The sequence below is a fragment of the Mumia xiangluensis genome (genome assembly GCF_010994095.1).
Lineage (GTDB): Bacteria > Actinomycetota > Actinomycetes > Propionibacteriales > Nocardioidaceae > Mumia > Mumia xiangluensis.
Map to the genome: position 1 here is coordinate 149,534 of NZ_WJYO01000007.1, position 10,975 is coordinate 160,508.

Annotated in this window: 10 protein-coding genes; 8 read left to right on the forward strand and 2 right to left on the reverse strand. The window is 69.6% G+C overall.

The annotated features are described in order from the left end of the window. Positions 1 to 2 precede the first annotated feature (2 nt). On the reverse strand, positions 3 to 845 hold the full coding sequence (locus tag GH747_RS20525; protein ID WP_149771502.1) for a CPBP family intramembrane glutamic endopeptidase: 843 nt from the start codon (positions 843 to 845) through the stop codon (positions 3 to 5). Positions 846 to 877: 32 nt separating this feature from the next. Then, on the reverse strand, positions 878 to 2,335 hold the full coding sequence (locus GH747_RS20530; RefSeq protein WP_149771503.1) for a PucR family transcriptional regulator: 1,458 nt from the start codon (positions 2,333 to 2,335) through the stop codon (positions 878 to 880). 183 nt (positions 2,336 to 2,518) lie between these two features. On the opposite strand from GH747_RS20530, the gene GH747_RS20535 reads away from it, so the two are divergent. The 8 genes from GH747_RS20535 (at position 2,519) to GH747_RS20570 (ending at position 10,928) form a co-directional block, all read left to right on the forward strand. Next, a complete protein-coding gene (locus GH747_RS20535; protein ID WP_149771504.1) occupies positions 2,519 to 4,171 on the forward strand; it encodes an ABC transporter substrate-binding protein in 1,653 nt (550 codons plus the stop codon). A gap of 123 nt (positions 4,172 to 4,294) precedes the next feature. Beyond that, complete coding sequence (locus GH747_RS20540) at positions 4,295 to 5,236, forward strand: ABC transporter permease (RefSeq protein WP_149771505.1); 942 nt, start codon at positions 4,295 to 4,297, stop codon at positions 5,234 to 5,236. Then, positions 5,233 to 6,123: an ABC transporter permease gene (locus GH747_RS20545; protein WP_149771506.1), complete on the forward strand. Its 891-nt coding sequence runs from the start codon at positions 5,233 to 5,235 to the stop codon at positions 6,121 to 6,123. Before GH747_RS20540 ends, GH747_RS20545 begins: the two co-directional genes overlap by 4 nt. Next, positions 6,120 to 7,193 (forward strand): ABC transporter ATP-binding protein, encoded by a 1,074-nt coding sequence (locus tag GH747_RS20550; RefSeq protein WP_149771507.1) that lies wholly within the window; start codon positions 6,120 to 6,122, stop codon positions 7,191 to 7,193. The genes GH747_RS20545 and GH747_RS20550 overlap by 4 nt, the downstream gene beginning before the upstream one ends. Then, positions 7,190 to 8,008 (forward strand): ABC transporter ATP-binding protein, encoded by an 819-nt coding sequence (locus GH747_RS20555; RefSeq protein ID WP_149771508.1) that lies wholly within the window; start codon positions 7,190 to 7,192, stop codon positions 8,006 to 8,008. The genes GH747_RS20550 and GH747_RS20555 overlap by 4 nt, the downstream gene beginning before the upstream one ends. 32 nt (positions 8,009 to 8,040) lie before the next feature. Further along, positions 8,041 to 9,450 carry an amidase gene (locus GH747_RS20560; RefSeq protein WP_149771509.1) on the forward strand — a complete coding sequence of 470 codons (1,410 nt, stop codon included), beginning with the start codon at positions 8,041 to 8,043 and terminating at the stop codon, positions 9,448 to 9,450. Between the two features lie 42 nt (positions 9,451 to 9,492). Then, a complete protein-coding gene (locus GH747_RS20565; RefSeq protein WP_149771510.1) occupies positions 9,493 to 9,924 on the forward strand; it encodes a nuclear transport factor 2 family protein in 432 nt (143 codons plus the stop codon). Beyond that, positions 9,924 to 10,928: an MDR family NADP-dependent oxidoreductase gene (locus GH747_RS20570; RefSeq protein WP_149771511.1), complete on the forward strand. Its 1,005-nt coding sequence runs from the start codon at positions 9,924 to 9,926 to the stop codon at positions 10,926 to 10,928. The genes GH747_RS20565 and GH747_RS20570 overlap by 1 nt, the downstream gene beginning before the upstream one ends. Positions 10,929 to 10,975: the final 47 nt, after the last annotated feature.

The window sequence follows — 10,975 nt, forward strand, 5'->3', positions numbered from 1 at the left end:
GGCTAGGCGGGCGACGGAGGCCCTGCCTGCGGTTCGCCGGCCTTCCCGCGTACGAGGAAGATCGCCACGATCCCGAAGACGACGAGCGCGATGGTCACCAGCACGGCGATCGCCGACGCTCCCCCGTCCTGGCTGACGACCGCCTCGTCGAGCCCACCCACGGCCAGGATCGTCGTCGGGTCGGTGAGCCCGTGCAGGAGGATCGCGGCCCAGATGGTGCCGGTCACCCGCATGGCGAGGTACATGCACATGCCGAAGCCGAACGTGTAGACCACGGTCGCCAGCACCGTCCTGACGGACATGCCCGAGATGAGGTTGACGGAGTGCATCAACGCGAAGATCAGCGAGGACACGACCGCCACATAACGTTCGGCATGTCCGGCGTCGCGCAACATCTTGACGGTGATGCCGCGCGTCGCGAGCTCCTCGGTGAGCCCGACGCACAGGCCGAAGAAGGCGAGCGCGGCGAGCTCGCTCCCGCTCCACCGGTCCCAGTCGGCACCAGCGAGGTGCGCGACGATCGCGCCGAGGACGAGCACCGGGGCGATCCACATCCAGCGTCGGCCCTTGACGGGCTGCGGCCCGAAGATCTCACGCAGCCAACCGAGCCTGGCGGCGAAGAGCAGGAGCGCTGCGGCGCCGATCGCGATCGGTAGCGCGACGCCGAGGACGATGCTGGCCGCGTCGGCGACCGCGTTGTCGTCGTCGATGCGGCTGTCGAAGGCACGCACGACCACGCGGCCGACCACCAGGTAGAACGCGAGGTACGCGACGACGAAGAGGACGGCCTTCCAGGTGGCGGCGCGATCCCAGAAGCCTGTCTTCTCGTCCGAGGTCCGAGTCATGGTCGAACTCTATTCGGCACGAGGGGGTCCGATCAGGCCAGACCGCTGCTGCGGAGCAGGAGCCACAGCTCGGCCGCCACGTCGGGATCGTCGAGGTCGACTCCGAGCAGCGAGCGCACTCGCGCCATCCGGTGCCGCAGGGTGTTGCGATGCACCCCGAGCTCACGGGAGGCCGGTTCCCACTGACCCCAGTTGCGGAGATAGGCGACGACTGCTCCCGTCAGGTCCGCACGGCCGTAGTCCCCGAGGCGACGCAGCGCATGGTCGAGGCCCGACGTGCGCAACGACCGCTTCTCCTGGACGCGCACGCTCCCCTTGGGAAGGGAGTCGAGCAGTCGCTGCAGCCCGACACGGACATCGTGGACACGCTCGAGCGGCACCGCTTCGGAGACGACTGAGACCACCGCGGGATCTACCTGCAGCAGGGCAGCTCCCAGCTCTGCTGCGTCAGGTTTCTCGCTCGGAGCGAGGAACCACAGCGCGTCCGGGTCGCGCCACCCCGCGATCGCTCCCGCGCACCACTCGTGAACCACCCGATCGACGGCGACGGGCGCCGAGCTGTCCACGGCCACGACGCGGACCTCGTGCCCGATCGCGATGTCGAGCCGAGATGCCAGCCGGGCAGCCGCGTCGGCAAGGCGCATGTCGACGAGCGCCGCCACGGCCTGGGCGTGGCCGTGCGTACGGGCCTGATCCTGGTCTCGACGCAGCGTGCCGAGGGTCAGGAGCGCCGCCGCCGCAAGCCCGACCCGGTGCTGGGTCCCGCTGAGGCGGTTCTCGGTCCCGATGAGGAGATGGCCGACGACGCGCTGGCCCAGGGTGATCGGATACCCGATCGACGAGCCGTCGCTGCGCTCGATGGTGAGCGGCGCGGTCGACGCACGCCGCGACGACGACCGCAGCTCGGCCGCCACGTCGACAGCATCCTGGAGCCGGCCGGACGGATGGACGTGCTCCACCTCGCCGGACGGGCCGAGCATCGCCGCCCATCCCCGCATCGCGTACGCCAACGAGCGCAGCGTCGCCGAGACGGGATCGCCAGAGAACGCCGCCTTGACGAGCTCGCTGTGCGCCATCACCGCTTCGCCGAGATCACGGCGCTCGGCTTCGGTGCGCAGCTTCCAGTACGCCTTGGTCACGTCGAGGAACGCACCCTCGGGAGGGACGACCAGCAGCGCCAGCCGAGCACGCGCACACACCTCCCGCAACGCCAGCGGGACGCCCTCCAGGCTGGGCCCGAGCCCGAGCCCCAGCGCAGCGACGTCAGCACGGGCCAGCCGCGCGACGTACTCCTCGATGCCCGCCTCGCTCCGAGGGAGGGAAAGCCCTGTCGTGAGCAGGAGCTCGCCACCGCTCAGGTACGGAGTTGGGTCGGCGAGGTCACTTACGTGGACCGCACTCACAGCCATGTCCGGGGCGTCCTGAAGCGGCAACAACCTCAAGACATCAGGGATCTCCGCACACAGTTGCGAGACGGAGGGGAGATCCATGTCGGCATCTTATGAGACCGCACTCTCACTCACGGACACCGGCCCGGGTCGAACCGCACAGGTCGGTCAGCTTTTGTGCATCTCGTCCAACGAACGTGCCCGGGGTCACTCGGCAGCATGTGCGCATCGGTCAACGTCGACCGACCTTCTCCCCCCACGGCCTGATCGCCTCCTGGAGGATCCATGACCCGAAACCTCTTCGCTCGGACACGCACTCGTGCGCTCTCCGTCGCCGCGGCCGCCGTCCTCGCGGCAAGCCTCACCGCCTGCAACGGCTCGTCGTCCTCCGATGCGAGCTCGGAGCGCGACGCGGAGGTCGTCAACAGCGCCCCCGCAGCCGACGGTTCCATCGACGAGCTCAACTGGGGCGTGCCGTTCGGCGAACCGCCGAGCGTCGACCCCGCCGCCGGCGGCGACAGCAGCGCCAACCTCATCAAGGCGAACGTCTGCGAGCCGCTGCTCCGCCTCAACGACGACTACACCATCAGCCCTGCGCTGGCGGAGTCGTGGGAGTACTCCGACGACAACCTGACGCTCACCTTCACCATCCGCCAGGACGTCAAGTTCTCCGACGGCACGCCGATGACCGTCGAGGACGTCCGGTACAGCCTCGCTCGAAACCTCGAGCCGGAGCTCGCGTCCACCTGGGCGAGCAGCGTGTACGGCAACGTCAAGTCCGTCACCGCCGAGGGCGACGACAAGGTCGTGGTCAACTTCACTGCGCCGGACTCCCTCTTCGTCAAGGCGATGTCGATCACCGCCGGGCTGGTCAGCGAGAAGGCGTACGTCGAGAAGGCCGGCACCTCGTACGGCACCGCATCCGGCGGCCTGATGTGCACGGGACCGTACGCGATCGCGAGCTGGCAGTCCGGGAGCGGGATGACCCTGACGGCCAACCCCCACTACTGGGACGAGAAGTTCACGCCGCACGCCAAGACGGTGAACCTCAAGTTCATCACCGAGGCGTCCTCGCTCGTCCAGGGCCTGGAGTCCGGGAGCCTCGACGGTTCGTACGACGTGCCGCCGGGGTCGATCGCCTCGCTGCGCAAGACCGGAAGCGTCTACCAGGGCCCGTCGCCCCAGATGCTGCAGATCTACCCGAGCGCCGGCGCGATGGACGACGTGAAGCTGCGCCAGGCGGTCAACCTGCTCATCGATCGCACCGCCGTCGCCGAGCAGATCTACCACGGCACCGCCGAGCCGATGTACACCTTCACCCCCAAGCTCCTCTGGGGCGACGGCGCCGACACGCTCCAGGCGGCGCTCGACAAGCTCGACAAGCCGGAGAAGGTGGACCTCGACGAGGCGAAGAAGCTCATCGAGTCGATGGACAACCCTCCGACCGAGCTGACCATGGCGATCATCGCGGGCCACGAGCAGATGCGGCTCACGTCGGCGCTGCTGCAGGAGTCGTTGAAGAAGGTCGGGATCGCGCTGACGATCAAGCCGATCCAGCCGGCCGAGAACGTCGCCTACTTCACCGACCCCGCCGCGCGCAAGGGTGTCGACCTGATCATGAACACCGGCTGGTCCGCCGTGCCCGACTACCTCTTCTACGCCCGCCGTGTCGTGGTTCCCGAGGGCCGGTTCAACCTCCTCGGCTACGAGAACCCGACGGTCACCGACCTGGTCGAGAAGTCGGCTCAGACGTTCGACGAGCCTGAGCGCGCCGAGACCTTCGCTGAGGCCGAGGCGACGTTCACGCCTGAGGTGCCCCTGATGCCGGTCGCGAACCCCCGCGAGGTCTCGTTCGTGCGCGAGGGCCTGGGTGGCCTCACCACCTCGTTCGCGTACGTCTACCACCCGAGCCTCGCGACCATCGGCGCGACGAAGTAGCCGTCACCGACGTCACCGCACGGCCCTTCGTCCAACGTCGAACGAAGGCAGGAGGTGGCGGCCGGAGAACCCGGCCGCCGCCTCCGCATCGCACCAGACCGACCACACGAAGGGAGTAAGGGGATGCGGAGCGTTCTCAAGAACGTGATCGGCGCGCTCGTCACGATCCTGGTGGCCAGCGCTGTCATCTTCGCGGCCATGCAGCTCGTCCCCGGGGACCCGGCCGCCGAGATCGCCGGCACCGACGCGACCGCCACAGAGGTGGAGCAGGTCCGGCAGAACCTCGGTCTGGACCGGCCCGCGTGGATCCGCTACTTCGACTGGCTCGGAGGATTCGTCACCGGGGACTTCGGCCAGTCGCTCCAGCACCGCCAGAGCGTGCTGACCCTCCTGAAGCCTCGGCTCGGGGCGACCCTCATGCTCGATCTGTACGCCACGCTGCTCGTCGCCGTCGTCGGCATCGGCCTCGGCGTGCTCGCGGCCCGCAACCGCCGTATGAGCTCCACGCTGACCGTGGTGAGCAGCGTGTTCGTCGGGCTGCCGACGTTCGTCGCCGCGATCTTCCTCATCCAGGTGTTCGCGATCTCGCTGGGCTGGTTCCCGGCGCTCGCCGACACCGGCGACGGCTTGGCGTCCACGATCCACTCGCTGACGCTTCCCGCCATCGCGCTCTCCCTCTCATGGATCGCCCTCGTCGCCCAGATATCCCGTGCCAGCTTCCGAGAGCAGCTCGGCCGGGAGCACGTCCAGACCGCGGTCGGGCGAGGCCTGACGAAGAACGCGATCTTCCGTCGTCACGTGATGCGCAACGGAGCCGCCCCGATCGTCAGTGTCATCAGCCTGACCATGGGCGGCCTCATCGCCGGGTCCGTGGTGGTGGAACGCGCCTTCAGCATCGACGGCGTCGGCGCCTTCCTCGTCCAGTCGATCCTGCGGCACGACGCCGAGGTGGTCATGGCGATCACCATGCTCATCGTCGTCGTGTTCATCGCCGTCACCGTCATCGCGGACCTGATCCAGCTGGCCATCGATCCGCGGCTGCGTTCTCGAGGAGTGGACCGATGACCAGTACCGGACTCGTCACCCCGTCGCCGCGTCGTGCTCGCCGCCTGCGCTCAGGTCAGCCCGCACGCCGATCGGTGCTGCGCCAGGACCGTGTCGCCCTCGGGCTGACGATCTTCCTCGGCCTCCTCGTCCTGGTCGCCCTGCTCGCACCCGTCCTCGCGCCGTACGCGCCGGACGAGACCGACATCCTCGCGGCGTCGCAGGGCCCGAGCGGCGCCCACCTGCTCGGGACCGACGCACTCGGCCGCGACCTGCTGTCCCGGCTGATCTACGGGACGCGGCTGAGCCTGCTCGGCCCGGTGGTCGTGATCGGCGTCGCCACGGTGTGCGCCGTGACCCTCGTCCTCTCCTCGGTCTGGATCGGCGGCCGGTACGACCGGTTCGTCGGGAAGGCACTCAGCGTCCTGTTCTCGTTCCCCGGTCTGATCCTCGCGATCGTCGTCGTCGCCATCGTCGGTGCCGGCATCACCGGTCCGATCGTCGCGTTCTCGATCGCGTTCATCCCCTACATCGCCCGCGTGCTCCGTCCTGTCGCGCTGAGGGAGCGGTCGATGACGTACGTGAACGCGCTGGAGATGCTGGGCGTCTCTGGATGGACAATCTGTGTGCGCCATCTCCTGCCGAACATCTTCCCGTTCGTCCGGGCGCACGTCACGATCGCGCTCGGGACCGCCCTCGTCGACCTGGCCGCAGTGTCGTACATCGGTCTCGGGGTCCAGGCGCCCGCAGCCGAGTGGGGCCTGCAGATCTCGACCGGCCAGGCCGATCTGCTCGCCGGCAAGCCGTGGGAGTCGTTGACGGCCTGCGTCGCCGTCCTGGTCGTCGTCATCGCGGTGAACATCCTCGGCGAACGACTCGCTGCAGCCGCCCAGAAGGAGGGTCGATGAACACGCTCGAGCCCACGACCACGCTCCCGGACACCGCGGTCGAACCTGCAGTCGCCATCGAGCACCTCCAGGTTCGGATCCCGGTCGACGGCAGCCCGGCACCGGTCATCCACGACGTCACGTTGACGATCGGTCGCGGCGAGGCGGTCGGGCTGGTCGGCGAGTCGGGCTCCGGGAAGTCGATGACGGCGCGCGCGCTGATGCGCATGCTGCCCGACGGCGCCGAGGTCCACGGGGCGATCCGCTTCGAGGGCGAGGACGTCCAGGAGATGAGTCCGCGCCGGCTGCGGGCGTACAGGGCGTCGAGCATCGCGATGATCTACCAGAACCCCCACGCGCACATCAACCCGTTGCGGACCGTCGGAGACTTCCTCGTCGAGGGCCTGTGCCAGGTGCAGAAGGTCCCCCGGCGCGAGGCGGAGCAGAAGGTCGTTGCGCTCCTCGTCGCCGTCGGGATCGCCGACGGTGCCCGTCGCCTGAGCCAGTACCCGCACGAGTTGTCGGGCGGACTCCTGCAGCGCGTGATGATCGCCGCAGCTCTCGCGACCGAGCCTGACGTGATCCTTGCCGACGAGCCGACCACGGCCCTCGACGTGACCACCCAGGAGGAGGTCATCGCGATCCTGCGGGAAGCCCAGGTGCAGCGCGGCCTCTCGATCCTGCTCATCACGCACGACCTCGACCTCGCGGGGGCGGCCTGCGACCGGCTCGCCGTCATGTACGCCGGGCAGGTCGTGGAGGTCGCCGACGGCGCCGGTCTCGTCGAGCGCCCGCTGCACCCCTACTCCGCCGGACTCCTCGCTGCGCGACCCGAGATCGGGGTGCGGGCGCGGCTGCGGACGGTGCCAGGACGCCCGGCCTCCGGCTTCGAGGTCGGCGACGGGTGCGTGTTCGCCGAGCGGTGCGCGTTCGTCACCGAGCAGTGCGTGAGCGAGCGGCCGCAGCTCCGGTCGCTCGAGGGCCGTCAGGTCGCCTGCCATCGCGCCGAGGAGCTCGACGGCGTGCTCCTCCCCCTCGCCGACGGACCCGTCGGAGCCGACGCACCCGGTCAGGACAAGGAGCCTTCATGACCACCCCACCGCAGCTCAGTGCCCGGGACCTCCGCAAGGAGTTCGGTGGCGGCCGCCGCGGCGAACCTGTCGTCGCCGTCGACGGCATCGACTTCGAGGTCGCGCGCGGCGGCGCGCTGGCGATCGTCGGCGAGTCCGGGTCGGGCAAGACCACGGTCGTCCGGATGATGGCCGGTCTGGAGACGCCGACGTCCGGAGAGCTCCTGCTCGACGGCGCTCCGCTCGTCCACTCCGGACGCGGCGCGGAGGCCCGGCTGGCGCGTGCCCGTCGGATCCAGATGGTCTTCCAGGACCCCTACTCGTCGCTCGACCCACGGCAGACGATCGGTGACGGCCTCGCCGAGATCCTCCGACTGCACGGGATCGCCGACAGGGACGCATGCGAGGAGGTCGCCCTGACGCAGCTACGTCGGGTCGGCCTCGACCAGCGTCACCTCTCGATGCGCCCGGGAAGCCTCTCAGGAGGCCAGCGCCAGCGCGTGGCCATCGCCCGCGCCCTGGCCGTCGATCCCGAGGTCCTGATCCTCGACGAGGCCGTCGCCGCGCTCGACGTGTCCATCCAGGCCCAGATCCTGAACCTGCTGAACGACCTGCGCGCGGAGAGCGAGGTCACCTACCTCTTCGTGACGCACGATCTCGCCGTCGCGCAGCAGGTCACCGACACGGCGATCGTCATGCACCGCGGGCGCGTGGTCGAGGAGGGCACCACCGACGCGGTGCTCACCGACCCGCAGGCCGACTACACCCGCCGCCTGCTCGACGCGGTCCCCCATCGCGGTTGGAAGCCTCGGCGCCGTCTCGCCGCCAGCGCCTGACCGCAGTTCCCACTCGTCATTCAAGGAGATCCATGGATCCGTTCAGCTCCGCCAGCGACGTCGCGCGGTCGATCCGCGCGGGGGCCGTCAGCCCGGTCGAGGTCGTCGACCTCTACCTCGCGCGGATCGACAAGCACAACGACGCCGTCAACGCGATCGTCTGGCGCAACGACGACGAGGTCCGTCGGGCCGCCAGGGCGGCGGAGGCGGCGCTGGGCTCCGGCGGGTCGCTGCCGTTCTTCCACGGCGTGCCGATGCCGATCAAGGACCTGGTGTCGGTCGCCGGGCAGCCGAACACCCGGGGCGGGCTCGGCACGTCGACCGAGCCGCAGCCGGAGAACGACCTCGTCGTCGACCGCATCCTCAACGCGGGCTTCCTCCTGATGGGTCGGACGAACTCGCCGGAGGGCGGGATGACCCAGGTGACCGAGAACAGCCGCTACGGCATCACCCGCAACCCGTGGAACCTCGAGCGGACCCCGGCCGGGTCCAGCGGCGGAGCCTCGGCTGCGGTCGCCGCCGGCCTGGCGCCGATCGCGAGCGCCTCTGACGGCGGGGGCTCGATCCGGATGCCCGCCGCCGCGACCGGGCTCGTCGGTCTCAAGCCGAGCCGTGCGCGCGTCCCCGCCAAGGTGCTGGGCTGGGAGCACGGCACGACCCAGGGAGTCGTCACCCGCACCGTCGAGGACGCCGCCCGGACCCTCGACTACCTGTCTGCCGAGGACCCGCTCGGGTGGTACCGCGCCCCTGCCCCCGAGCGACCGTTCGGCGAGAGCTACACCCAGGTGACCGCGCCGCTGCGGATCGGTCTGATGCTCGACGCCCCGAACGGCGTCGAGGTCGACCCGGTCTGCGCCGAGACCGCCGAGCGTACGGCCCGGCTGCTGGAGGCGGCGGGCCACCGGGTCGTCCCCGTCTCTGCGGACTTCATCAGCACCGAGGCGCTGAGGATCTACAGCCGCCAGGTGATCGCGGCCTCCCTGCACACGGTCCCGTACGACGACCCGACTCAGTCCGAGCCCTTCATCATCGCCCGTCGAAAGATGGCCGAGGAGCTTCCGTCCAGCGAGTACGCGAAGGCCGTCCTCCGGATGCACCTGGAGTGTCGCAGGATGGTGGCCCACTGGCGACGCGACTTCGACGTGCTGGTCAGCCCGACGCTGGCCTGCCAGGTCCCGCCGGTCGGTGTGATCCTCGCCGAGGCCAACGAGCTTCTCGACGGCAGCAGTCCCCGCGAGGCGCGCATGCTGGCGTTCAACGCGTACGCCAACATCCTCGGCCTCCCGGCGATCAGCGTGCCGGTCGGGACAGATGCCGACGGGCTCCCTGTCGGAGCCCAGATCGTCGGCTCGCCGTACGACGAGACGACCATCCTGCGGCTCGCACAGTCTCTCGAGCAGGAGCTCGACTGGGCCAGCCGCACCCCGCCTGCCTTCAGCTGACTCCGACCACCGCAGACCATCCCCAACCAGAGGAGCGAACGCATGGCACTCACCGCTGACGACAAGGTCGAGATCTGGGAGCTGTACTACCAGTACAACTTCACCGTCGACATCCTCGGCGACTCCGAGAAGATGACGGAGTTCTTCGTCGAGGACTGCTCGTACGACCACTACCGGTTCCCCGAGCTCGTGGTCGGCAAGGCGGCCATCCAGGGCTTCATGCAGCAGGCGATCGATGCCCAGGCCGGCGGCTTCAAGCATCTCAACGACAACATCATCATCACCGAGACCCCCGACGGTCCGGAGGACGCCACGGGCGTCGCCTACATCGTCACGATCGACGGCCGGGACCTCGCCGCGCCGCGTGTGGACCGTTCCTCGATGTACCGCGACATCCTGCGGAAGACCGACGACGGCTGGAAGTTCGTCCAGCGCAAGGTGATCGGCGACGTCGTCAAGGAGTTCCGGTCCTGATGTCGCTCTCGTCCCGTGCCGTCCTGCTCGCCCGTCGTCCCGCGGGGGTGCCCGCCCTGACGGACTTCGCCCTCGGTGACCTCGACGTACCCGATCCGGGGCAGGACGAGGTCGTCGTCGAGAACCACTTCCTCTCCGTGGATCCCGGCCAACGCGGGCTGATGAACGGCGGCAGCTCCTACGTCACGACCTACCAGGTCGGCGAGCCCGTCACCGGCCGCGCGGTCGGCCAGGTCGTCGCCTCGCGTGACCCCCGGTTCCCCGAGGGCAGCCACGTGTTCCACCGGGTCGGATGGCGCCAGCACTCGCTCGTGCCGACGTCCGCCGTGCGGGCGATCGACGTCACGCGGGCGCCGGAGTCGTCGTACCTGGGTGTGATGGGCCACCCCGGCCTCACCTCCTGGCTGGGCGTCACGCTCGTCGGCGACGTGCAGCCCGGTGACGTCGTGCTGGTGACGAGCGCCGCCGGCGCAGTCGGTGCCGCTGCCGGCCAGCTGGCCCTGGCCCGGGGCGCGAGCCGCGTCATCGGATCGGTCGGCTCGGCCGAGAAGGCCACCTACGTCACCGAGAAGCTCGGCTTCACCGACGCCTTCGTCTACAAGGAGACGTCGGTCGCCGACTACCTCGCGGACCAGGTCCCGAGCGGGGTCGACGTCGTCTTCGACAACGTCGGCGGCGCCCAGCTCGACCAGGCCATGGCCGCGATGCGCCCGCACGGCCGGCTCGCGCTCTGCGGCTCGATCTCGACCTACAACGGAGAGCCGTACACGCTGCAGAACACCGGCCTCCTCCTCTCCCAGCGCCTGCGTGCAGAGGGCTTCCTCGTCTTCGACCACGAGGACAAGTGGGACCGGTTCCACGCCGAGATGGCCGATCACCTCACCGCCGGCCGGGTCAGTGTCGAGGAGACCCACTACCGCGGTCTCGACGCCGTACCGGAGGCGTTCCTCAGCCTGTTCAACGGTGCCTCGACCGGGAAGGTGCTCGTGGACATCCGTCCGTGAGGCCGCTTCACCCACCGCTCCACACTCACGACAGCCATGATCCGACA

Bases quoted from the DNA above. Each gene is read 5' to 3' on its own strand.
- GH747_RS20525 (WP_149771502.1), bottom strand. From the start codon at position 845: ATGACTCGGACCTCGGACGAGAAGACAGGCTTCTGGGATCGCGCCGCC.
- GH747_RS20530 (WP_149771503.1), bottom strand. From the start codon at position 2,335: ATGGATCTCCCCTCCGTCTCGCAACTGTGTGCGGAGATCCCTGATGTC.
- GH747_RS20535 (WP_149771504.1), top strand. From the start codon at position 2,519: ATGACCCGAAACCTCTTCGCTCGGACACGCACTCGTGCGCTCTCCGTC.
- GH747_RS20540 (WP_149771505.1), top strand. From the start codon at position 4,295: ATGCGGAGCGTTCTCAAGAACGTGATCGGCGCGCTCGTCACGATCCTG.
- GH747_RS20545 (WP_149771506.1), top strand. From the start codon at position 5,233: ATGACCAGTACCGGACTCGTCACCCCGTCGCCGCGTCGTGCTCGCCGC.
- GH747_RS20550 (WP_149771507.1), top strand. From the start codon at position 6,120: ATGAACACGCTCGAGCCCACGACCACGCTCCCGGACACCGCGGTCGAA.
- GH747_RS20555 (WP_149771508.1), top strand. From the start codon at position 7,190: ATGACCACCCCACCGCAGCTCAGTGCCCGGGACCTCCGCAAGGAGTTC.
- GH747_RS20560 (WP_149771509.1), top strand. From the start codon at position 8,041: ATGGATCCGTTCAGCTCCGCCAGCGACGTCGCGCGGTCGATCCGCGCG.
- GH747_RS20565 (WP_149771510.1), top strand. From the start codon at position 9,493: ATGGCACTCACCGCTGACGACAAGGTCGAGATCTGGGAGCTGTACTAC.
- GH747_RS20570 (WP_149771511.1), top strand. From the start codon at position 9,924: ATGTCGCTCTCGTCCCGTGCCGTCCTGCTCGCCCGTCGTCCCGCGGGG.